General features: G+C 72.1%; 19 protein-coding genes. 15 read left to right on the top strand and 4 right to left on the bottom strand.

Translation table 11 applies throughout. The annotated features are described in order from the left end of the window. Positions 1 to 106 precede the first annotated feature (106 nt). The 4 genes from ACIQ5Y_RS28795 (at position 107) to ACIQ5Y_RS28780 (ending at position 5,539) form a co-directional block, all read left to right on the top strand. Entirely contained in the window at positions 107 to 1,354 is a 1,248-nt protein-coding gene (locus tag ACIQ5Y_RS28795) for a sensor histidine kinase (RefSeq protein WP_403886600.1), read from the top strand. Beyond that, a complete protein-coding gene (locus ACIQ5Y_RS28790) occupies positions 1,339 to 1,983 on the top strand; it encodes a LuxR C-terminal-related transcriptional regulator (protein WP_403886597.1) in 645 nt (214 codons plus the stop codon). The genes ACIQ5Y_RS28795 and ACIQ5Y_RS28790 overlap by 16 nt, the downstream gene beginning before the upstream one ends. Before the next feature lie 84 nt (positions 1,984 to 2,067). Then, positions 2,068 to 4,224 carry a DEAD/DEAH box helicase gene (locus tag ACIQ5Y_RS28785; RefSeq protein WP_403886594.1) on the top strand — a complete coding sequence of 719 codons (2,157 nt, stop codon included), beginning with the start codon at positions 2,068 to 2,070 and terminating at the stop codon, positions 4,222 to 4,224. 118 nt (positions 4,225 to 4,342) lie between these two features. Beyond that, positions 4,343 to 5,539 carry an FAD-dependent monooxygenase gene (locus tag ACIQ5Y_RS28780; protein ID WP_403886591.1) on the top strand — a complete coding sequence of 399 codons (1,197 nt, stop codon included), beginning with the start codon at positions 4,343 to 4,345 and terminating at the stop codon, positions 5,537 to 5,539. Between the two features lie 62 nt (positions 5,540 to 5,601). Here ACIQ5Y_RS28780 and ACIQ5Y_RS28775 read toward each other — a convergent pair whose 3' ends face one another. Further along, complete coding sequence (locus ACIQ5Y_RS28775) at positions 5,602 to 6,582, bottom strand: SMP-30/gluconolactonase/LRE family protein (protein WP_403886588.1); 981 nt, start codon at positions 6,580 to 6,582, stop codon at positions 5,602 to 5,604. A gap of 87 nt (positions 6,583 to 6,669) precedes the next feature. Between ACIQ5Y_RS28775 and ACIQ5Y_RS28770 the strand changes: the two genes are divergently transcribed. The 4 genes from ACIQ5Y_RS28770 (at position 6,670) to ACIQ5Y_RS28755 (ending at position 10,494) form a co-directional block, all read left to right on the top strand. After that, the gene (locus ACIQ5Y_RS28770) at positions 6,670 to 7,107 is read left to right on the top strand and encodes a MarR family winged helix-turn-helix transcriptional regulator (RefSeq protein WP_403886585.1); all 438 of its coding nucleotides are present in this window, start codon (positions 6,670 to 6,672) and stop codon (positions 7,105 to 7,107) included. Between the two features lie 172 nt (positions 7,108 to 7,279). Then, positions 7,280 to 8,428 (top strand): alpha/beta hydrolase, encoded by a 1,149-nt coding sequence (locus ACIQ5Y_RS28765; RefSeq protein ID WP_403886582.1) that lies wholly within the window; start codon positions 7,280 to 7,282, stop codon positions 8,426 to 8,428. 186 nt (positions 8,429 to 8,614) lie between these two features. After that, positions 8,615 to 9,706: an alpha/beta hydrolase gene (locus ACIQ5Y_RS28760; protein ID WP_403886580.1), complete on the top strand. Its 1,092-nt coding sequence runs from the start codon at positions 8,615 to 8,617 to the stop codon at positions 9,704 to 9,706. Continuing rightward, positions 9,703 to 10,494, top strand: coding sequence for a trypsin-like serine peptidase (locus ACIQ5Y_RS28755; protein ID WP_403886577.1), 792 nt, complete (start codon positions 9,703 to 9,705; stop codon positions 10,492 to 10,494). Before ACIQ5Y_RS28760 ends, ACIQ5Y_RS28755 begins: the two co-directional genes overlap by 4 nt. Before the next feature lie 21 nt (positions 10,495 to 10,515). On the opposite strand, the gene ACIQ5Y_RS28750 is transcribed toward ACIQ5Y_RS28755, so the two are convergent. The 3 genes from ACIQ5Y_RS28750 to ACIQ5Y_RS28740 all read right to left on the bottom strand — a co-directional run bounded on the left by ACIQ5Y_RS28750 (position 10,516) and on the right by ACIQ5Y_RS28740 (position 13,756). Next, complete coding sequence (locus ACIQ5Y_RS28750) at positions 10,516 to 11,442, bottom strand: EamA family transporter (RefSeq protein ID WP_403886574.1); 927 nt, start codon at positions 11,440 to 11,442, stop codon at positions 10,516 to 10,518. Between the two features lie 64 nt (positions 11,443 to 11,506). After that, positions 11,507 to 12,328 (bottom strand): isocitrate lyase/phosphoenolpyruvate mutase family protein, encoded by an 822-nt coding sequence (locus tag ACIQ5Y_RS28745; RefSeq protein WP_403886570.1) that lies wholly within the window; start codon positions 12,326 to 12,328, stop codon positions 11,507 to 11,509. Between the two features lie 315 nt (positions 12,329 to 12,643). Then, the gene (locus ACIQ5Y_RS28740) at positions 12,644 to 13,756 is read right to left on the bottom strand and encodes a threonine synthase (protein ID WP_403886568.1); all 1,113 of its coding nucleotides are present in this window, start codon (positions 13,754 to 13,756) and stop codon (positions 12,644 to 12,646) included. A gap of 223 nt (positions 13,757 to 13,979) precedes the next feature. On the opposite strand from ACIQ5Y_RS28740, the gene ACIQ5Y_RS28735 reads away from it, so the two are divergent. From ACIQ5Y_RS28735 to ACIQ5Y_RS28705, 7 genes are all read left to right on the top strand, one after another. Beyond that, the gene (locus tag ACIQ5Y_RS28735; RefSeq protein ID WP_403886566.1) at positions 13,980 to 15,557 is read left to right on the top strand and encodes a S8 family peptidase; all 1,578 of its coding nucleotides are present in this window, start codon (positions 13,980 to 13,982) and stop codon (positions 15,555 to 15,557) included. Between the two features lie 119 nt (positions 15,558 to 15,676). Then, positions 15,677 to 16,840 carry a DUF4190 domain-containing protein gene (locus ACIQ5Y_RS28730; protein WP_403886563.1) on the top strand — a complete coding sequence of 388 codons (1,164 nt, stop codon included), beginning with the start codon at positions 15,677 to 15,679 and terminating at the stop codon, positions 16,838 to 16,840. Positions 16,841 to 17,030: 190 nt separating this feature from the next. After that, a complete protein-coding gene (locus ACIQ5Y_RS28725; protein WP_385126043.1) occupies positions 17,031 to 17,783 on the top strand; it encodes a GntR family transcriptional regulator in 753 nt (250 codons plus the stop codon). 410 nt (positions 17,784 to 18,193) lie between these two features. Beyond that, positions 18,194 to 19,885, top strand: coding sequence for a purine-cytosine permease family protein (locus ACIQ5Y_RS28720; RefSeq protein ID WP_403886559.1), 1,692 nt, complete (start codon positions 18,194 to 18,196; stop codon positions 19,883 to 19,885). Positions 19,886 to 20,046: 161 nt separating this feature from the next. Further along, a complete protein-coding gene (locus ACIQ5Y_RS28715; RefSeq protein ID WP_360900784.1) occupies positions 20,047 to 20,232 on the top strand; it encodes an SPOR domain-containing protein in 186 nt (61 codons plus the stop codon). A gap of 30 nt (positions 20,233 to 20,262) precedes the next feature. Next, on the top strand, positions 20,263 to 20,727 hold the full coding sequence (locus ACIQ5Y_RS28710; RefSeq protein ID WP_403886556.1) for a (deoxy)nucleoside triphosphate pyrophosphohydrolase: 465 nt from the start codon (positions 20,263 to 20,265) through the stop codon (positions 20,725 to 20,727). A 154-nt stretch (positions 20,728 to 20,881) separates the two neighbouring features. Beyond that, on the top strand, positions 20,882 to 21,310 hold the full coding sequence (locus tag ACIQ5Y_RS28705) for an ATP-binding protein (RefSeq protein WP_403886632.1): 429 nt from the start codon (positions 20,882 to 20,884) through the stop codon (positions 21,308 to 21,310). Positions 21,311 to 21,472: the final 162 nt, after the last annotated feature.

The following is a 21,472-nucleotide window of genomic DNA, read 5'->3' as shown; positions in this document are numbered from 1 at the left end:
CACCACCGCAGACGGGACACACGTCCCCTGCGCGCGGACCCGGCATCGACAAGACTCGGGGCATCACCACGGCAGCGAGCCGTAACAGAGGGGAAATGGGACGACCGTGAACAACCTGAACATCCGCACCGGTTTCCGTGCCGTCGGCAAAGGACTGCCCGTTCTCGGCTTCGCCATCGCGGAACTCGTCCTCTTCTGCCTCTTCGTGACGGCGGTCTCGCTGATCGGCATCGGTCTGGGCGTGCTGCTCGTCCCGGCGCTCGCCGTCGCCGTACGGGCCGTGGTGAACGGCTCCCGCCGGACCGCGGAGCGGTGGTCGGGCCGTGCGATAGAGGAGCCCTACCTCCCCGCGCCCGCCGCCGAGTCGGGGCTCAAGGGGCAGTGGCAGCGCACGCACTGGGTGCTGACCGACCCGGCGACCTGGCGGGACCTGGCGTGGATGCTGGTCAACCCGGTGGCCGGGGTGTTCGTCGCGCTGCTGCCGCTCGCCCTCGTCGTCGGCGGACTCGGCGGCATCCTGATGCCGGCGATCTACCGGCCCATCGCCGACGCCGGTGAGAACTACTACATGTGGATCCGGATCAGCGACCTGACGTCCGCCTGGTACGCCGTGGCCCTCGGCATCGTGGTCCTGGCCGCCGGTCTCGCCACCGGACCCGCCCTGCTGCGCGCCCACGCCTCCCTCGCCCGCACGCTGCTCGCCCCCACCCGCACCGCCCAGCGCGTCCGCCGCCTCACCGACAGCCGCAGCGACGCGGTCAGCAGCTCCGCGGCCGAACTGCGCCGCATCGAGCGTGACCTGCACGACGGGGCGCAGGCCCGCCTGGTGGCCCTCGGGATGAACCTCGGTGTCGCGGAGCAGCTGCTCAGCAAGGACCCGGAGGCCGTCCGCGCCATCCTGGCCGACACCCGCAAGGCCTCCGCCGCCGCCCTGACCGAACTGCGCGACCTCGTCCGCGGCATCCACCCGCCGGTGCTCGCCGATCGCGGCCTCGCGGACGCGGTGCGCGCCCTGGCCATGGACAGCCCGCTCGACGTCACCGTCAACGCCGACCTGCCCGGCCGCCCCGAGGCGCCCGTCGAGTCCGCGATGTACTTCGCGGTCGCCGAAGCCCTCACCAACGCCGCCAAGCACGCCGCGCCGGACACCGTGAGCATCGACCTCTGGTACGAGGGCGGCGCGCTGCGCGGCCAGGTCATCGACGACGGCCAGGGTGGAGCGGACCCCTCGCGCGGCACCGGGTTGCGCGGCATCGAACGCCGGCTCGCCGCCTTCGACGGGCTCCTCGCGATCAACAGCAAGCCGGGCGGACCGACCACCCTCACCATGGAGCTGCCGTGCGCGTTGTCCTAGCCGAAGACCTGTTCCTGCTGCGGGACGGCCTGGTCCGCCTGTTGGAGTCGTACGACTTCGAAGTGGTCGCCGCCGTGGACACCGGGCCCGGACTGCTCAAGGCCCTCCTCGACCACAAGCCGGACGTCGCCGTCGTCGACGTCCGGCTTCCGCCGACGTTCACCGACGAGGGCCTGCGGGCCGCCCTGGAGGCCCGGCGCCAGATCCCCGGCCTGCCGGTCCTGGTCCTCTCCCAGTACGTGGAGCAGCTCTACGCCCGCGAACTCCTCGCCGACGGCAGCGGGGGCATCGGCTATCTGCTCAAGGACCGGGTCTTCGACCCCGACGGGTTCGTGGACGCGGTGCGCCGCGTCGCGTCCGGCGGCACCGCGATGGACCCCGACGTCGTCGCCAAGCTCTTCGCCAAGGAGCTCCACCGTGACGGCCCGCTCGCCCGCCTCACCCCGCGCGAGCGCGAGGTCCTCGGTCTGATGGCCGAGGGCCGCTCGAACGCCGCGATCGCCCAGCACCTGGTGATCACCGAACGCTCGGTGATCAAGCACACCTCCAACATCTTCACCAAGCTCGACCTGCCGCCCTCGGACGCGGACAACCGAAGGGTCCTCGCGGTCATCGCGTACCTCAAGTGAGGCTCCCGCCCGAACCCGACCCGCGCAGGGGCTCCCGCGCAGGTGGGAGGATGCGGGGGGTCTGATGAGAGGGGCCGGGGCGCGATGGGGCGGAGTGGCCGGGAGGCGGTTGTCCGGGGGAGGCGGCTGTACGAGGCGGCGCAGGCCGTCGCCGAGGACCACGCGCGTGCGGTCGAGGCGGTGCGCGCGGCCCTGGCGCCGATCCGCGACGGCCTGGCGGAACGCGAGCTCGAAGCCATCCCGGTGGCCCGGCTGAAGGAGGTCACCGAGGGGAGACTGCGGCTCGGGGAGGTCGAGCGGGGCGGCTTCCGTACCGTCGGGCAGGTCCTCGACGCCGGGCCGTACCGGCTGCGGCAGATCCCCGGGGTCGGGCAGCAGACCGCCGCCCAGACCGTCGCGGCCGCCCGTCAGATCGCCGATGCCGTACGGGAGACCATCGCCGTGCACATCGACGTGGACCGGCCGGATCCCCGGACGACCGCGCTGGTGGTCGCCCTGCACGTGCTGGTGGAGGCGGGCCCCGAGGCGGGGCGAGCGCTCGACGCGGCCCGGGCGCTGTCGGGCCGGCTCGGGCCGCTGATCGAGGCGGCCAGGCCCGTCTCGTCCCGGCTGCGGCTGCTCGTGGCGGGCAGGCCGGGGCGGGAACGCGCGCTGGGGGCCGCCGCGGAGATCCGCGTGGTGGCCGAGCAGGCCGAGTCCGAGGGCGTGCCGGAGCTGCTCGCGCAGGCCTCGGTGGATCTGCTGCGCGGCCCGTCGAGCGAGCTCGCGGCCATGGTCGACTTCGAGCTCCGCTCGGCCGAGTACTACAGCCTGATCGCGGAGTTCTCGGACCGGCGGCCCGATCCGGCCGCGGCCGAGGGGTTCCTGCCCGACGAAGTGGCCGAGCGGGTCAGGGGGCAGGCGCTCGACGACACGCTCCGGAGGGTCTCGCTCCGCGGGTATCAGGCCTTCGGGGCCCGGTTCATGCTCGCCCAACGCCGGGTGATCGTCGGTGACGAGATGGGGCTCGGGAAGACCATCCAGGCGATCGCGGCGCTGGCGCACCTCGCGGCCGAGGGACGGAGCCACTTCATGGTGGTGTGCCCGCCCGGCGTGCTGATCAACTGGACGAGGGAGATCGAGGGCCGCAGCAGACTCCGGGTGACGGCCCTGCACGGGCCCGACCGGCAGGAGGCGTTCGCCGACTGGAAGGAGCGGGGCGGGGTCGGCGTCACCACCTTCGACGCCCTGCGGGGCTTCGCGCTGCCCGGGGACGGGGAGCCGGCGATGCTCGTCGTCGACGAGGCCCACTACGTGAAGAACCCGAAGGCCCGCCGCTCCCTGGCCGTTCGCGAGTGGGCCGAGCGCTGCGAACGGGTGGTCTTCCTGACCGGCACGCCCATGGAGAACCGGGTCTCGGAGTTCCGCAGCCTGGTGGGGATGCTGCGGCCCGGACTCGCGGACGCCATCGGCGAGGACCGCGCCAAAGTGGCCGGTTCCAAGGCCTTCCGGAAGGCGGTCGCACCGGTCTACCTGCGCCGCAACCAGTTGGACGTGCTCGCCGAACTTCCCGCGCTCCAGCACACGGACGAATGGGAGGAGCTGAGCGCGCGCGACGAGGACGCCTACCGCAAAGCCGTGCTGGACGGCAATTTCATGGCCATGCGCAGGGCCGCGTACGCACACCCGGAGGAGTCGGCGAAGCTGAACCGGCTGCGGGAGATCGTCGCGGAGGCCGCCGAGGGCGGGCTGAAGGTCATCGTCTTCTCCACCTTCCGGGACGTCCTCGCAGTGGTACGGGACGCACTCGCGCACACGGTGGTCCTCGGGCCGCTCTCCGGGAGCGTGCCGCCCGCGGGCCGGCAGCGGCTCGTCGACGAGTTCGCGGCCGTGTCCGGTCACGCGGTGCTGCTGGCGCAGATCGAGGCGGGAGGCGTGGGCCTCAACATGCAGGCGGCCTCCGTCGTGATCCTCTGCGAGCCGCAGGTCAAACCCACCGTCGAGCAGCAGGCGGTGGCACGGGCCCACCGCATGGGACAGGTCCGCCCGGTCCAGGTGCACCGTCTGCTCGCCACGGGCGGGGTGGACGAGCGGATGGTGCGGATCCTGGCGAACAAAGCGCGCCTCTTCGACGCGTACGCACGACGCAGCGCGGTCGCCGAGTCCACACCGGACGCCGTCGACGTGTCGGACACCGCGCTGGCCCGGCGGATCGTCGAGGACGAGCAGGCCCGGTTGGGTGCGCTCCGCGGCGGCCGCTGACCAACAACTGCACGACGCCGGACGTTACTTGACCGTATGTCTGTTGATTCGTGCCAGGGAGTTGGCAGGATCTGTGATCACGTGTCCAGAGCTCGTCTGCAAGGGGAGTGCCACCAGCATGAGAGACGCAACGGTCCTGATATCCGGAGCCGGTATCGCGGGTACCGCGCTGGCCTACTGGCTGCGCAGGCACGGTTTCCGGCCGACCGTCGTGGAGCGGGCGCCCGAGATCCGGGCCGGCGGCTACAAGGTCGACATCCGCGGGGCGGCCCTGGACGTGGTGACCCGGATGGGGCTGCGCGAGGACATCCGCGCGCACCGCACCGACGTGCGCGGCGGCTCGGTCGTCAACGCCGCCGGCAAGCGCGTGGCAAGCATGGACGGGGACACCTTCGGCGGGCGGCAGGGCGAGGACGCCGAGATCCTGCGCGGCGACCTCAACCGGATGCTGTACGAGGCCTCCAAGGGCGAGGTCGAGTACCTCTTCGACGACGCCATCGACGCCATCGACGACACGGGCGACCGGGTGGGCGTCACGTTCGCGAGCGGACGCGTCGACTCCTACGACCTCGTCGTCGGCGCGGACGGGCTGCACTCCGCCACCCGCGCGCTGGCCTTCGGCGACGAGAAGCGGTTCATCCACGACCTGGGCTACTACGTCTCGATCTTCAGCGTTCCCAACCACCTCGAACTCGACCGCTGGGAACTGACCTACGTCGGCCCCGGCCGCACCGCCCTGACCTACAGCACCGCCAAGGACCACGGCGCCAAGGCCATGTTCCTCTTCGCCTCCACCCCGCTGGAGTACGACCGCCGCGACCGGACCGCGCAGGAGCGGCTCCTCGCCGACGCCTACGCCGGCGAGGGCTGGGAGGTGCCGCGACTGCTCGAAAGCATGGACGCCGCACCGGACTTCTACTTCGACTCGCTCAGCCAGGTCCGCATGGACCACTGGTCGACCGGCCGCGTGGCGCTCCTCGGCGACGCCGCCTACTGCGCCTCGCCCGCCTCCGGCCAGGGCACCAGCCTCGCCCTGGTCGGCGCGTACGTCCTGGCCGGGGAGCTGGCCGCCGCCCAGGACCACGCCGCAGGACTGGCCTCGTACGAACGGGAGATGCGCCCCTTCGTCGAGCAGAACCAGAAGCTCGGGCCCGCCAACATCAAGCGGATGGTGCTGCGCAGCGCCGGACAGGTGCGCATCTCCATGGCCATGCTGTCGCTGCTCGGGCGCCTCCCGGGCAAGGAGAAGCTCATGGCCAAGGCCATCGAACCGATCCACAAGGCCGCGACGGCCATCACCCTCAAGGAGTACTGACCGCTGCGCCCGGGGGCGGCCCTCCCGGCCGCCGGCCGGAGGCCGCCCTTCCCGCCGCCCCGTCAGAGCCCGCGCACCGAGGCCACCGTGAAGGTGGTCGGGGTGCCCGTGCTCGGGGTCATCGGGCCCCCCTTGTCGAACTGGGAGCGGACCACCAGGGTGCGGCCCGGGGAGTGCGACAGGGTCGTCGGGATCTGCAGGGCCGGGTCCGTGACCGTACGGGTCAGGCGGGCCCTGGTGCCGTCCGCGCCGAGCCGCCAGCGGGTCAGGGTGTTGGTGGTGTTGTGCGCCACCCGCAGGGTGCCGTCGGGGGAGAGGTCGAGGCCGTCGGCGGCCTTCATGTCCCGGCCGCCGAGGTCGACGCGGCGCACGGCCCCGGTGGCGAGGTCCACGCGGTACAGGTCCCCCTCCGGCATGTCCACGGCCAGCAGATAGCGCCCGGCGCGGTCCGAGACGATCCCGTTGAGGCTGAAGCCGCCCGCCGGGCGGGGCCGCAGGGCCGGGGACAGGTCGTACGCCTCGGTGAGGGGGCCGCTGCCGGCGGCCAGCTGCTCCGGGGTCACGCGGTAGATCACCCCGCGGACGCTGTCGGTGAGGTACGCGGCGCCGTCCGGGGTGATCGTCAGGTCGTTGACGAAGCGGGGGCCGCTGCCCGCCACCTCGAAGTGGGCCAGGCGCGAGCCGGTCGCGGTGTCGTAGACCGAGACCCCGGCCGTGGAGTCGGTCACCCAGAGCCGGCCCCGGGCGTCGACCCGCAGGCCGTTCGCCGTGCGGCGGCCGTCGGTCCCGGAGGGCAGGAACACCTCCGCCTCGGTGCGGCCGGGGCGGGCCCGGTAGACGGTGCCGTCCGCGTACGAGCCCACGTAGACGGTGTGCGTACGGGCGTCGGTGGCGATGCCCTCGGGGTAGACCTTCGCGCCGGGTATGGAGAAGGCGGTGGATATCCGGGCGCCGTCCGGCGAGGAGAGCGCGGACGCCGGTGCCGCCCCCAGGCAGGCCAGGGCCAGAGCGGTGGTCAGCGCGGCGGCGGGCAGCAGTTTCATCACGTATCCCCAGGTGTCCTCTACTTGACAGGTGCAGGCGAATCTATGTTAGAGCTCTAATGCATGCAAGGGTCGTAGGATGCGGGAATGACCTCCATGGCCCCCGACGAGCGCATCGGCGCGCACATCAAGCGCGCCGAGCAGGCGCTCCTCGCGGCGAAGAACGTCGCGGTGAAGCCCGCCGCAGTAACGGTTCCGCAGTACGCCGCACTGCTTTGGCTGGCCGAGAAGCCCGGTGTCTCCGCCGCCGCGCTCGCCCGGCTGTGCGGGGTGACGCCGCCGACCATGAACACCGTCCTGAAGAACCTCCAGGAGCGCGGGCTCATCGAGCGGACCCCGCACGAGCTCCACCGCAACGTGCTGGAGACCCGCCTCACCCAGGAGGGACGCGCGGTGATGGAACAGGCCGATTCCGGCGCGGTGCGCGTGGAGCGGGCGCTGGCCGAGGCCTTCACCGCGGAGGAACGGGCGCAGCTCATCGCGCTGCTGGGCCGGTGCGCCGAGGTCCTCGACGAACAGCGCTGACGGCGGACCGGCGGCCGACCGCCCGGCCGACCCCGGCGTTCACCCAAGATTCCCGCCGTGTTTTTGCCGGGATTTGGAACTCCGCGGGGGATTCGCGCATCAGGAAGAGAAGCCAGCCCTTCCGCAGTCCTTCTGCCCATGGGGGCAGCCACAACCGTTCGGAGCGAAGTACGTGCACCAGCAGTCGCAGCCCCCGGCCCCGCCCCGGCCCTACGAGGTCGAGGAGCCGCAGTACCGGCAGCCGCAGCCCGGGAGGTCCCGGCGCCGAATATGGATCAGCGCGGTCGTCGCCCTCGCGCTGCTCCTCGGCGGCGGTGGCTTCGCCGCCTGGAAGCTCGACTGGTTCTCCGGCAACGGCGACGCGGTGACCTTCGGCAAGCCGTCCCCACCCCCGGCCGGCCCGGAGAAGAAGGCCCCGGAAGCCCCGGCGGCCTCGGCCTCGCCCACTCCCACCGGCGACCCCGACGTACAGATGCCGAGCGGCCCGAAGTCCGACTTCAAGCAGACCACCAAGCTCGACGACGGCACGATCATCGCCAAGACCCGCCTCGCGGGCGCGAAGTCCGGCTTCGAGGGTGACGTGTGGGTGTGGGCGCCCAAGGAGTACGACGACCCGAAGTACGCCAAGAGCGCCTTCCCGGTGCTCATCGCGCTCCCCGGCGGCAACGGCTTCCCGAACAACTACTGGGCCGACCGCAGCCTCGGCCTCCAGAAGGCCATCACCGAGGGCGTCCAGGCGGGCACCAGCCTCCCCTTCATCGTGATCATGCCGGTGCTCAACCCCGACAACAAGTACTACTACGACGGCGCCGACATCCCCGGCCGGCCCAAGATGGGCACCTGGATCGCCGAGGACGTCCCGGACTTCACCCGCGCCAACTTCCGCACGTACAAGTCCCGCGACGGCTGGGCCTTCATGGGTTCCTCCTCCGGCGCCTTCGTCGGCATGAAGACGCTCCTCCAGCACCCGGACAAGTTCAAGGCCGTGATCGCCAGCGGTGGCGAGATCGTCCCGGACTCCCCGCTGTGGAAGGGCCACCAGGCGGAGATGGACGCGAACAACCCCGAGACACTCGCCAAGAAGCTGATCGACACGGGCGGGCCCGAGGTCTACATCAACTTCCAGATCGGCACGAAGGAGAGCGGGAAGGAGCGGATGACGAAGTTCGTGCAGACCTACGGCAAGGGCCCGGTCAAGACGACCATCCGCGACATCCAGAACGGCGAGCACAACGGCTGGCACTACGTGCGGGGCATGAAGGAAGGCTCCCTGGAGTGGATCAGCAAGGTGCTGAAGGGCCCCAAGCCCGAGGCCGGCTGACCGGCTCAGGCCGGGCCTCCGACCGGCCGGTCGAACACCCGCCCACCATCGGGTGGCGCTCGACACGTCACGCCCGTCCCAGGCAACCCGCCCCGTCGTTCATACCTCTGACAGGGGTGTAAGGGGGACCGAACGGTCCGACCCGCGCTCCGAGGTGAGCGCCGGAGAGGGAACGGGACAAATTCCGTGCAGTATGACCAGCAAGGCGACGGCGGCCCCACGACCAAGGGCGGCCGTCGCCCCAAGCGCCTGCGCCTGCTTCTGATCGGAGGCGGGCTCGCGTTCGTCATGGCCGTCGGCGGCGGAGCGGCGGCGTACAAGTACGGCCTCTTCTCGGACATAGGGGAACCGGTGTCCTTCGGGAAGGTGCAGAAGACCTCCACCGCCGCCGCGGTGACCGGGGCGCCGCCGGGGGTGCGGATGCCGACCGGGCCGAAGGCCCAGTTCACCCGTACCAGCCGGCTGCCGGACGGCACCCAGATCGGGAAGACCACCCTCACCGGGGCGAAGTCCGGGTTCACCGGTGACGTGTGGGTGTGGGTGCCGAAGGAGTACGACGAGCCGAGGTACGCCAAGAGCGCCTTCCCGGTGCTGATCTCCCTGCCCGGGGGCCGCGGCTACCCCACGAACTACTGGGGCACGGGACCGGGCCTCGGCCTGCAGAAGGCCGTCAGCGACGGCGCGAAGGCCGGCACCAGCCTGCCCTTCATCCTGATCATGCCGGTGCACAACGCCGACACCAAGCACCACTTCGACGCCTCCGACATCCCCGGCCAGCCCAAGATGGGCACCTGGATGGTCGAAGACATCCCGGATTTCACGAAGGCCAATTTCCGGACCTTCACCTCCCGCGACGGCTGGGCCTTCATGGGGTCCTCGGCCGGCGGGTTCGGCGCGTTCAAGCACGTCCTGAAGTACCCCGACCGCTTCAAGGCGGCCATCGCGAGCGGGGTCGACATCGTCCCCGATTCCCCGCTGTGGAACGGGAACACGCAGGCCATGGACCAGGACAACCCGGAGAAGCTCGCCGAGAAGCTGATCAACGCGGGCGGCCCGGACGTCTACATCAACTTCCAGATCGGCACCGCGGAGACCGGCCGCGAGAAGGCCGAGAAGTTCATGCAGGACTACGGCAAGGGTCCCGTGCACACCACGCTCCAGGTGATCCAGGATGGTGAGCACAACGGGAAGTCGTACGTTCGCGGCATGAGGGAGGGCGCGCTGGAGTGGATCAGCAAGGTGATGTCCGCGCCGACCCCCGACCCCGCCGTGCGATGAACAGCGTGGTGAAGGGGGCCTCGGCCGCCGCCGTGGCGGGGATCGCGGCGGTGTGCGCCGTCGCGTTCCTCAAGGCGCCCGGCGACCGGCCCGTGCTCCCCTTCCCCACCGTCGGCGTGCTCATGGCGGGAGGCGAGCACTGGTGCACGGCGAGCGTCGTCGACAGCCCGAAGGGCAACGTCGTCGCGACCGCCGCGCACTGCGTGGCCCCGGCCGGGGAGGCCGGGCATCCGGGCGAGGTCGCCCACGACGGTCTGGCCATCGGCGAGCTCTCCTTCGCCCCCGCCTTCTCCGGCGAGGGCGCCGGAACCCAGCCCCTGGGGGTGTGGAAGGTCCGCTCGATCCACGTCGACGACCGCTGGACGAAGTGGGGCGAGGAGACCGCCGACTTCGCCTTCCTCACCCTCGCGCCGGACGAGGACGGGCGCAGCGTGCAGCAGGCCGTCGGCGGGGTGGCGGAGGCCCCGAAACCCGAATGGACCTCCGGCTACGACCGGGACGTGACCGTCGTCGGCTATCCGGAGTCCGAGCACAACCCGAAGAACAAGCCGGTTTCCTGCACGACGCAGACCCGGCACGACGACAACGACCCCGACATGCTCTACATGAGCTGTGCGGGCTTCTGGACGGGTACCAGCGGCAGCCCCTGGATCGCCGACCGCGGCGGTCCGGGCCACCCCGGCCGGCTGATCGGCGTACTGAGCGGCGGGGACACGGACGTGGACTCCACGGCCGCACTGTTCGACGAGCGCGCCAAGGCCCTGTACGAGCGGGCGGCGCGGGGCTGAGCCGGCGCCCGCCTTCCCCCGCTACTTCTTGCGCTCCGTACTGACGATCACGCCCACCGCCGCCACGACGACCGCGCCGCCCAGCACGATCGGCCAGGTCAGGGCCTCGTCGAGGATCAGCGAGCCGAGGGCGACGGCGACCACCGGATTGACGTAGGCGTACGTGGACACGAGCGACAGCGGCGCGGCCTGGAGCAGCCACACGTACGCCGTGAAGCCGACGAGCGAGCCGAAGACGACCAGGTAGCCGAGGGCCAGCCAGGAGGCGGTGGAGTACGCCGCCGGATCCAGGCCGTGGTGCTCGCCGCGCAGCAGGCCGACGACCACGCCGGCGATCCCGCCCGCGAGCATCTGGTACGCGCTGCCCGTGAAGGGGTTCCCCGGCAGGGGCAGCTTCGACGCCGAGAACGAGCCCAGCGACCACAGCACCGAACCCGCCAGCACCATCAGCACCCCGGACAGCCGCACGGCCCCGCCTATCCCCGGGCTGGTCAGCACCGCGAGCCCCACCAGCCCCACCAGGACCCCGCCCAGCGTGCGCAGCGGGGGCCGGTCCCCGGTGCCCGCCCGCAGCACCACCACCCACATCGGCACGGCCGCGACCAGCAGGGCGGCCAGCCCGGAGGGCACGGAGGTCTCGGCGAGCACGACCAGGCCGTTCCCGCCGAGGATCAGCAGCAGGCCGACCAGGACCGCCGAGGCGACCTGGGCGCGGGTGGCCTTGAGCGCGCCCGGGCCGTACCGCCAGGCCACGCCGGCCGCCAGCAGCAGGCCGGCGGTGATGAAGCGGGCTCCGGCGGAGAGGAAGGGCGGCATCGTCTCCACGACGATCCGGATGCCGAGGTAGGTCGAACCCCACACCACGTAGACGAGGGCCAGGGCGGTCCAGACGGCCGCGGCCGGAGCGGCGGCCGGCCGGCTCTCCTTCACCAGAGCTGATGTGGTCATGACCGGATCCTACGGTCGTTGGCGGATGCACGCTTCGGGGTTTTCCCGTACGCGTGCCACTGCCTCAGCCCTTCAGCAGGGCGTTCAGCTCGCCGTACGGCAGCGCGTGGGCGAGCGTCCCGTAGGTGCCGCCGGAGAGCAGCTCCTCGGTGGCGCGCCGGACCACGGCGTACGCGGCCTCCGCCACCCAGGAGCCGAGGCTCACGCGGGAGACGCCGAGGGCGCCGAACTCCGCGACACCCGGGGCGTCGGGGCCGGCGAGGACGTTCAGCGGGGCGTCGATGCCCTTCGCGAGCTCGGCGACGGTGGCGGGGTCGGTGACGCCGGGAACGAAGACGCCGGTGGCTCCCGCGCGGAGGTAGGCGGCGGCGCGGGTCAGGGTCTCGTCGAGACGGGTCGCCGGATCGCCGAGGCCGAAGAGGTACGTGTCGATGCGGGCGTTGACGTAGAGCGGGACCCCGGCGGTCTCGGCGGCGGAGCGCGCCGCGGCGAGGCGCTCCGCCTGGTCGGCGGGGTCGCGGCGGCCGTCCTCGATGTTGACGCCGACCGCGCCGGCGGCCAGGACCCCGGCGACGGTCTCGGCGACGCCGGCGGGGTCGGCGCCGAAGCCGCCCTCGATGTCGGCGGTGACGGGCACGGAGACGGCGGCCGCCACGCGGGCGACGAGGTCGAGGGCCCGGTCGCGGGCCAGGGCGTCACCGTCGGGGGAGCCGAGCGACCAGGCGACGCCGGCGCTGGTCGTGGCGACGGCGGGCGCACCGGCCGCCTCGACGACACGGGCGGAGGCGACGTCCCAGGCGTTGGCGAGGGCGAGGGGGGAGGCGGGGGTGTGCAGGGCCGCGAACGCGGTTGCCTTGGCGGTGAGTTCGGGGTGCGTGGTGGTCATACCCCTAGCCCATCACGCGACCCGCCGGAAGGCTCGCGGATTTCCGACACGTACGTCCCGCCGGGCGAGCCGCCGCTGGGCCCGGCGCCGTTTCCCGCCGGGGTTCCGCTGCCGGGGCTCCGCCCCCCGGCCCCCGCGCCTCAATCGCCGGCGGGGCTGGATTCGGCTGCTGCCGTCCGCCAGGGGCTGGCTGGATTGCCCGGAGGGCAATTTCAGCCGCGCCGGCGTTTGAGGCGCCGCCGGAGGCAAACCCAGCCCCTCCGGCGTTTGAGGAGCGGGTCTGGGCGGAGCCCAGGGAGCCGCGCGGCGGCGGGTTCAGGCGGGCAGGCCGGTCTTCGCGCCGGCTCCGCACAGGGGGACGATCGCCGTGCGGCCGTGGAGGGGGTCGTCCGGGGCGCCCGGGCCGACGGCCGCCCAGCACGCGGCCGCCGTCGGCTCCACGAACAGCCCGCGGCGGGCCAGGTCCCGCTGGGCCTCGCGGAGCCCGTCGTCCGAGACCGTCAGGAAGGTGCCCCCGGACTTGCGGACCGCCGCCAGGATCTGCCGGGCCCGCGGCGGCGAGGGGATCGCGATCCCCTCCGCCAGGGTGGGCAGGGGAGGGACCGGCGCGGCGTCCTCGGCCCCCGCCGCGAAGGCGGAGGCCAGCGGGGCCACCGCCGCCGACTGGACGGCGATCAGCGCCGGCGGCCGGACCCCCCGCGCGGCCAGCTCCTCCACCGCCAGCGCCGCCCCGAGCAGGAGGGTGCCGTTGCCGACGGGGACGACCAGCGCGTCCGGGAGGCGGCCGCCGAGCTCCTCCCAGATCTCGTACACGTACGTCTTCGTGCCGTGCAGGAAGTACGGGTTGAAGACGTGGCTCGCGTAGAACACCCCCGGCCCGTCCGCGGCGGCCCGCGCCGCCTCAGCCGCGGCCTCCCGGCCGCCCGGGACCACCCGCACGGCCGCCCCGTGCGCCCGCATCTGCTCCGTCTTCTTCTCCGAGGTGCCCTCGGGCACGAAAACTTCACAATCCAGTCCGGCCCGCGCGCAGTACGCCGCCACCGAGGTCCCCGCGTTGCCGCTGCTGTCCGCCACGACACGCTCCGGGGCCAGCCGCCGGGCCAGTTCCGCGAGCATCACGGCGCCCCGGTCCTTGAACGACAGGGTCGGCATCAGGAAGTCGAGTTTGGCGTGAACCCGTTCCGCCAGCGGCACCAGTGGAGTGTGCCCCTCCGCCAGCGATACGGAGAACGCCCCCGGCAGCGGCAGCACGGCCCCGTACCGCCACAGCGAGTTCGGTCCGGCGGCCGGTTCCAGCGGGCCGGCCGGATCCGGTGCGAAGTCGAGGTCCCACGGCCCGTCGCAGGCCGGGCAGCACCAGGGCGCCGTCCGGGCGTCGGCGCGCGTGCCGTCCTCGGGGCAGACGTAACCGGGCAGTGCGTGCGTCATGTGCGGAGCGCCTTTGCTCGTTCATGGCAGTCGTATGGCACGGATGTTACGTCTCCGCAGTCCTCTTGTGGGTGCTGCGGAGGTGGGTCAACCTTTCGGAGGCGACAGCCCGTTGGGCCGAATGCTTTGTCATGAGCATGGCTAGAACGGCAATTCTTGCGGCGTGTTCCGACGGCTGCGTGCCCCACCCCCCGCAACGCACCACCGACGAGGAGGACCCTCAATGTCCGTGCGTCACACCCGCCGGAAGCTCGCCGGCCTCAGCGTGACCGCCGTCGCGGCCCTCGCCCTCGGCGCCGCGGCCGCGTTACCCGCCTCGGCCGCGGACAGCGGCGCGCTCGGCGTCATCGAGAACGCGGGCGCCCCCGGATCCGTGTCCGGCAGCTACATCGTGACCCTGAAGGACTCCGCCGCCCGCTCCACGGCAGACAGCGGCAAGGCCGTCGCCAAGCGGTACGGCGCGAGGATCGACCGGACCTACAGCGCGGCCCTCAACGGCTACTCCGTCGAGGTGTCCGAGACCCAGGCCAGGAAGCTCGCCGCGGACCCGGCCGTCAAGTCGGTCGTGCAGAATCGTATCTTCACCATCGACGGGGCCCAGGGCACCCAGCCCAGCCCGCCGTCCTGGGGCCTGGACCGCATCGACCAGCGCGCGCTCCCGCTGAACCAGAGCTATACCTACCCGGACAAGGCGGGCGAGGGCGTCACCGCGTACATCATCGACACCGGTGTCCGCATCACCCACCAGGACCTCGGCGGCCGCGCCTCCTACGGCTACGACGCCATCGACAACGACAACACCGCCCAGGACGGCCACGGCCACGGCACGCACGTCGCCGGCACCGTCGCGGGCAACACGTACGGGGTGGCCAAGAAGGCCAAGATCGTCGGCGTCCGGGTCCTCGACAACAACGGCTCCGGCACCACCGCCCAGGTCGTCGCCGGCATCGACTGGGTGACGCGGAACGCCGTCAAGCCGGCCGTGGCGAACATGTCCCTCGGCGGCGGCGCCGACTCCGCGCTCGACACCGCCGTGCGCAACTCCATCGCCTCCGGCATCACCTACGGCGTCGCGGCGGGCAACGAGTCCACCGACGCCTCCACCAAGTCCCCGGCGCGCGTCGCCGAGGCCATCACGGTCGGCGCCACCACCAACACCGACGCGAAGGCGAGCTACTCCAACTACGGCAGCATCCTGGACATCTTCGCGCCGGGCTCCTCCATCACCTCCTCGTGGGGCACCGGGGACACCGCCACCAACACCATCTCCGGCACCTCGATGGCCACGCCGCACGTCGTCGGCGCGGCCGCGCTGTACCTCTCGCAGAACCCGGCGAGCACCCCGGCCCAGGTCCGCGACGGCCTGGTGAACGCGGCCACACCCAACGTGGTGACCGGCCCCGGGACGGGCTCCCCGAACCGGCTGCTCTACGTCGGCGCCGGCGGCACCGTCCCGCCCGGCCCGAAGTTCGAGAACACCGCCGACTACGCGATCAACGACAACGCGACCGTCGAGTCGCCGATCACCGTCAGCGGGGTCTCCGGCAACGCCCCGGCGACCCTGAGCGTCCCGGTCGACATCAAGCACACGTACATCGGTGACCTGAAGGTCGACCTGGTCGCCCCCGACGGCACCGTCTACAACCTCCACAACCGGGCCGGCGGCAGCGCGGACAACATCATCAAGACCTTCACCGTGAACGCCTCGGCGGAGGTCGCCAACGGCGTCTGGAAGCTGCGGGTGAACGACAACGCGAACATCGACACCGGGAAGATCGACTCCTGGGCGCTGCAGTTCTGAGGAACCGGGCCCGACCGCGTGAGCCGGTCGTGAACAGGGCGGGGGCGACCGAAGGACCGGTCGCCCCCGCTGCGTACTATTCGCGCGTCCGTTCGCGTCCCGTGATGGAGTCCGCCCCTGTGAGCACCCCGCCGATACCGACCCCCGGACCGGGCCACCCCTGGGCCCCGCCCTCCCCGCAGCCGGGGTGGGGCCTGCCGCCCGGGTACGGGCAGCAGCCGCCGCGGCTCAACGGATTCGCGCTCGCCTCGCTCCTCGTCGGCCTGTTGTGCCTGCCGCCGCTCGGCGTCGTCTTCGGGATCGTGGCCCTCGTGCAGATCGCGAAGAAGGGGGAGAAGGGCAAGGCCCTGGCGATCGTCGGCCTGGTGGTGTCGGTGCTCATGACGGGTGTCGTGGTCCTCTCCGCGGACCGGGTCGCGACGGCGGTCCGCGACCGGCTGGCGTCGGTGAACGAGCTCGCCGACGTGGAGGGCGAGCTCGCCGACATCGACGACCTGCGGGTGGGCGACTGCTTCAACGTCCCGCGCGGGGACCTGATGGACGACCACCCGCTGATGTACAAGACCGACTGCGGGCTGGTGCACCACGGCGAGGTCACCGAGTCGAAGACGGCGGACCCGAAGGCGCCCATCGAATCGACCGAGGCGGACCGGGCCTTCGAGGACGAGTGCTGGAAGGCGCAGGACGCGTACGCGATGGACACCTGGGCCCTGCCCGCCTACGCGGAGATGTTCTACTACGCGCCCTCGCGCGAGTCCTGGAGCCAGGGGGACCGGCGGCTGCTGTGCGTGATCGGGACGACGGACGGGGACCACAAGGGCAGCCTGCGCCAGGACGCCGGAACCCTGAAGCCCGAGCAGGCGGCCTTCCTGCGGGCGGCGAACACCGTCGACTTCGCCATGAGCACGCCTCCGGACGAAGAGGTCGCCGAGGCCCTCGCGGAGCACCAGGCGTGGGCGCGGGAGGTGTCCTCGGCGCTGGGCGAGGAGGCCAAGGTCGTCGAGGGCCACGCGGGGTTGCCGGGGATGGACAAGGCCGCCCGGGCGCAGCTGAAGGAGATCGAGGCGGCCCGCGCCGCGTGGCAGCGCGCGGCGCAGGCGAAGACGGCGCCGGACTTCGACAAGCAGTGGGACCGGGCGGTGGGGGCGATGCTGCCCGAGACCGAGCAGGCGCTGCGCGGGGCGTACGGGCTGTCGACGCGGATCCCGCCGTGGCTGGAGGAGTACCCGGACGACTCGGAGCCCGACTCGGGCGGGCGGGGGCCGTCGCGCGAGTCGGTGTAGCCCGGGGCGGGCCGGTGCCGAGCCGGGCCGGGGTGGCGCGAGGTGGGCTCGAGGCCTTCTTCGGTAACGCGCGGTAACGGGTTTGGGTGACCAGGCTTCATCACTTCGAGTGAAACTCTGGCCCTTGCTTGCGGTCTTCAACCGTCGGTTGCCAGGGTGTGGCTGTCTGTCAACCTGATGGGAGTGGCCAGTGACTTTCGGTGAGCAGCCGGCCTATCTGCGCGTGGCCGGGGATCTGCGACAGAAGATCGTCGACGGTTCCCTGCCCCCGCACGCCCGGCTCCCCTCGCAGGCCCGCATCCGCGAGGAGTACGGGGTCTCCGACACCGTGGCGCTGGAGGCGCGCAAGGTCCTCATGGCGGAGGGCCTGGTCGAGGGCCGGTCCGGGTCCGGTACGTACGTACGCGAACAGCCGGTCCCGCGGCGGGTCGCCCGCTCCGGCTACCGCACGGGCGGCGCGTCGACGCCGTTCCGCCAGGAGCAGGCGGATGCGGGGGCGCGGGGCACGTGGGACTCGAACAGCGAGCAGACGGGCGCGCCGGCGGAGATCGCGAAGCGGCTGGGCATCGAGCCGGGCGAGCGGGTGATGCGGACGCGGTACGTCTTCCGCGACGCGGGGGAGACGATGATGCTGTCCACCTCCTGGGAGCCGCTCGCCGTCACGGGGCGGACCCCGGTGATGCTCCCCGAGGAGGGCCCGCTGGGCGGCTCGGGGGTGGTGGACCGGATGGCCGCGATCGACGTGGTCGTGGACAACGTGGTCGAGGAGGTCGGCGCGCGGCCGGGCCTGGCCGAGGAGATCCAGCTGCTGGGGGGAGTCCCGGGGCACGTGGTGCTGGTGATCGGCCGCACGTACTACGCGTCGGGCCGTGCCGTGGAGACGGCGGACGTGGTGGTCCCGGCGGACCGGTACCGCCTGTCGTACCACTTGCCGGTGCGGTGACCCCTGCGGGGTGCCGGTGCCGGTGCCTGTGCCTGTGCGGTGCGGTGCGGTGCGGTGCGGTGAGGTGTGTGCGCGGGTACGGCGACGCCGCCGGGGCTCCGCCCCGGACCCCGCGCCTCAAACGCGGGCGGGGCTGGATCGTCCCCGGCCCGGGCTTTCGGGTGCGGGCCGTCGGCCCTCCGGGCCATGGCCCACCGAGGCAGGCTTGCAAGCCACCGGGCAAATCCGGCCCCGCCGGCGTTTGGGGCGCGGGGTCCGGGGGCGCAGCCCCCGAGCGCGGCGCCGCACCGGACACCGGACAGGGGGTTCGGGGGTGTTAACCCCCGCGTGACGCGGGCGCCGGGGGTGTAACCCCCGGGCAATGCCAACGGGTGACGGGGTGTCACATGACGCCCCTACCGTCCGGCGGTATGACCGACACCGCCACCACCCCCGCCCCCGCGAAAGCGATCCGCAGCTACGCCAAGCTGGCCGCCGACGAGAGCCGGGAGGACTACTCGCTCAGATACGCGCCGCACTCCTTCCGCCGCTGGGGCCCCGGCACCGTCGCCGGCACGGCCCTCGGCGGGATCGCCTACCTCGCCGACTTCGCCATCGGTGCGTCCATCGTCTTCGCCTACGGATTCACCAGCGGCGCCGCCGCGATCCTGGCCGCCGCCGCGGTCATCTTCCTGACCGGCATCCCGATCGCCCGCGCCTGCGCCACCTACGGCCTGGACATGGACCTCGTCACCCGCGGCGCCGGCTTCGGGTACTTCGGGTCCACCCTGACCTCGCTCATCTACGCCTCGTTCACCTTCATCTTCTTCGCCCTCGAAGGCTCGATCATGGCCCAGGCCATGCACCAGGCGGTCGGCCTCCCGCTGGAGGTCGGCTACCTGCTCACCACCCTCGTGGTCATCCCCATCGTGTTCAAGGGCATGGGCGCGCTCGCCAAGGTGCAGGCCTGGACCCAGCCCGTCTGGCTGATCGGGCTCGTGCTGCCCTTCGTGGTCCTCGCCTTCCACGCGCCCGACGCGTGGGGCGCCTTCGCCGACTTCGGCGGGACGGAGGGCGCCGGGTCGGGGTTCTCGTGGATCGGCTTCGGGTTCGGCACCGGCATCGCGCTCTCCCTCATCGCGCAGATCGGGGAGCAGGCCGACTACCTGCGGTTCATGCCCGCCAAGACCCCCGCCAACAGCCGCCGGTGGAACCTCGCCGTGCTCGCCGCCGGACCCGGCTGGGTGGTCATCGGCGCCGCCAAGCAGCTCGGCGGCGCGTTCCTCGCCTTCGTCGCCCTCGAAGCGGTGGGCAAGACGCACGCGCTGGAGCCGATCGCCCCGCAGATCGAGGCCCTGCGCCCCTGGCTCGGCGGCCTCGCGCTGCCCGCCGCCGCGCTCTTCGTGATCGTCTCGCAGATCAAGATCAACGTCACGAACGCCTACAGCGGCTCGCTGTCCTGGTCGAACTTCTTCTCCCGCGTCACCCACCGCCACCCGGGCCGGGTCTGGTACATCTTCCTCAACCTCGGCATCGCGCTGACGCTGATGGAACTGAACATGTTCGCGATGCTCGGCAAGCTGCTGGGCTTCTACTCCAACGTGGGCATCGCCTGGATCGCCGCGGTGGCAGCGGACCTCGTCATCAACAAGCGGCTCGGGCTCAGCCCGCCGTACATCGAGTTCAAGCGCGCGTACCTGTACGCCGTCAACCCGGCGGGTTTCGGCGCGATGGTGATCGCTTCCACCGTCTCGATCCTCGCGTTCTTCGGACTGTTCGGCACCTACGCCGAGGCCTTCTCCACCTTCATCGCGGCCGGTCTGGCCCTCCTGCTGTGCCCGTTGATCGCCTGGATGACCAGGGGGAAGTACTACCTGGCCCGGCCGAACACCGTGAACGGACCGGACGCGCAGACCCCGGACGTCACCGCCACCCACGTATGCGCCGTCTGCGAGACGGCGTACGAAATCCCCGACATCGCGGACTGCCCCGTCCAGGCGGGCCCGATCTGCTCCCTCTGCTGCTCCCTCGACGCGACCTGCGGCGACGTCTGCCGCAAGGGGGCGGCGGGCGGCGCGGTGGTCCTGCCGATGCCCTCCGTGCACCCCGCACGCCCCGTCTGAACCGGAGCGCACGGCCCACTCGTACACATGGCCGGATGAGTACGCCCGCGAGGTACCTCTTCGTGAAAACCCGTATCCGCTCAGTAAAGGTCGGGCGTAAGCTCGGGCATATGCGCAATGCGGTTTCCCGGGCAGATACGTCGGCGGAGGGTTGAAACGCGATGAACGACAGCGGTGCCCTGCTCCCGTGGCTGGTCATACGTCAGGACGACAACGGCAACCGCTACCGGGTGGGCCGGTACCCCACCCGGGCCGAGGCCCAGAAGGTCGCCGACAGCCTCGACGACCGAGGACACAAGCAGCTCTACTGGGTCGAGCGGATCGGCCAGACCGCCACGACGAACTAACGGCACGAACGTTGGCATAGGCTCCGCCCCATGACTGTACGAGTGGTCGTGGGCGGAGCCCTTTGTCATGAGGGGCGCCTGCTGGCCGCCCGCCGCAGCGCGCCGCCGGAGCTCGCCGGGCGCTGGGAGCTGCCCGGAGGCAAGGCCGAGCCGGGTGAGTCCGTCCCCGAGGCGCTGGTGCGCGAACTGCGCGAGGAGCTCGGCGTGGAGACCGAGCCGCTGGAGCGGATCCCGGGGGAATGGCCGCTGAAGCCCGGCCTCGTACTGCACGTCTGGACGGCCCGGTTGCTCTCCGGGGTGCCGGCGCCGCTGGAGGACCACGACGAACTGCGCTGGCTCGGGCCGGAGGAGCTGGAGTCGGTGGACTGGCTCGACCAGGACCGGCCCGCGGTCGCCGAGGCGGGCCGCCGGCTGCGGGGCGTGAGCGGGGACGCGGCCGCGGGCGGGCGCGACGGGGACGGGCGCGATGGAGACGGGCGCGGCGGGGGCGCGTGACGCTCGCGCGTTGGGCCGTCTGCGCCACAGTGCGCCGGTGGGCGAGAGGTCGGGTGGTACGACGCCTCGAATATCGGGTATGTCGCTATTAGTCCCTATCTCGTCCCTCTTTCGTCACAGACGAACCGGACTGGGGTCGCTGATGGCCCGGGAAGTGATCGGCGTGATCGACACAGACGGTGAGCGTGCCGAATGGGCTTTCCCCGCCGAGCCCGGTGCCGTCCGCACCGCCCGTCACGCCGTGCGCGGCACCCTCAGGGACTGGGGCCTGGAATCCGTCGGAGACGTGACCGTCCTGCTGGTCAGCGAGCTCGTCACCAACTCCCTGCGCTACGCCTCCGGCCCCATCGGCGTCCGTCTGGTACGGCAGGATCAAGCCGCCGCCGGCCCGGCGGGCGGGCCCGCGCTGCTCGTGGAGGTTTCCGATCCGCTTCCGGATCCGCCCCGGGAACGGGTCGCGCAACCCGACGACGAAGGGGGCCGCGGCCTCCACCTCGTCGCCGTCTCCTCGCAGCGCTGGGGGACCCGTCACGGGAAATCGGGCAAGACCGTGTGGTTCGAGTTGGCTCTTCCTGGTGAGTAACAAGGTGAGATCACGTGACGTGGCTCGAAACTAACGGGACCTTTTTGTGATCGTGAACGCCGTGCCGAGCAGGGCCGTGGTGCTGAATACTGCGGTCATGGCCGGTCCGGTTGCGGTGAGCTGGAGGGGACGGTCGCGTGAGCGAGATACCTGCGCAGGCAC

Origin of the sequence: Streptomyces sp. NPDC096339 (genome assembly GCF_044762985.1) — a bacterium.
Taxonomy (GTDB): domain Bacteria; phylum Actinomycetota; class Actinomycetes; order Streptomycetales; family Streptomycetaceae; genus Streptomyces.
The sequence above is the reverse complement of the archived record's forward strand: the minus strand, read 5'-3'. Positions and strand labels throughout refer to the sequence as shown.

Bases quoted from the DNA above. Each gene is read 5' to 3' on its own strand.
- ACIQ5Y_RS28785 (WP_403886594.1), top strand. From the start codon at position 2,068: ATGGGGCGGAGTGGCCGGGAGGCGGTTGTCCGGGGGAGGCGGCTGTAC.
- ACIQ5Y_RS28780 (WP_403886591.1), top strand. From the start codon at position 4,343: ATGAGAGACGCAACGGTCCTGATATCCGGAGCCGGTATCGCGGGTACC.
- ACIQ5Y_RS28775 (WP_403886588.1), bottom strand. From the start codon at position 6,582: ATGAAACTGCTGCCCGCCGCCGCGCTGACCACCGCTCTGGCCCTGGCC.
- ACIQ5Y_RS28770 (WP_403886585.1), top strand. From the start codon at position 6,670: ATGACCTCCATGGCCCCCGACGAGCGCATCGGCGCGCACATCAAGCGC.
- ACIQ5Y_RS28755 (WP_403886577.1), top strand. From the start codon at position 9,703: ATGAACAGCGTGGTGAAGGGGGCCTCGGCCGCCGCCGTGGCGGGGATC.
- ACIQ5Y_RS28750 (WP_403886574.1), bottom strand. From the start codon at position 11,442: ATGACCACATCAGCTCTGGTGAAGGAGAGCCGGCCGGCCGCCGCTCCG.
- ACIQ5Y_RS28745 (WP_403886570.1), bottom strand. From the start codon at position 12,328: ATGACCACCACGCACCCCGAACTCACCGCCAAGGCAACCGCGTTCGCG.
- ACIQ5Y_RS28740 (WP_403886568.1), bottom strand. From the start codon at position 13,756: ATGACGCACGCACTGCCCGGTTACGTCTGCCCCGAGGACGGCACGCGC.
- ACIQ5Y_RS28735 (WP_403886566.1), top strand. From the start codon at position 13,980: ATGTCCGTGCGTCACACCCGCCGGAAGCTCGCCGGCCTCAGCGTGACC.
- ACIQ5Y_RS28720 (WP_403886559.1), top strand. From the start codon at position 18,194: ATGACCGACACCGCCACCACCCCCGCCCCCGCGAAAGCGATCCGCAGC.
- ACIQ5Y_RS28715 (WP_360900784.1), top strand. From the start codon at position 20,047: ATGAACGACAGCGGTGCCCTGCTCCCGTGGCTGGTCATACGTCAGGAC.
- ACIQ5Y_RS28710 (WP_403886556.1), top strand. From the start codon at position 20,263: ATGACTGTACGAGTGGTCGTGGGCGGAGCCCTTTGTCATGAGGGGCGC.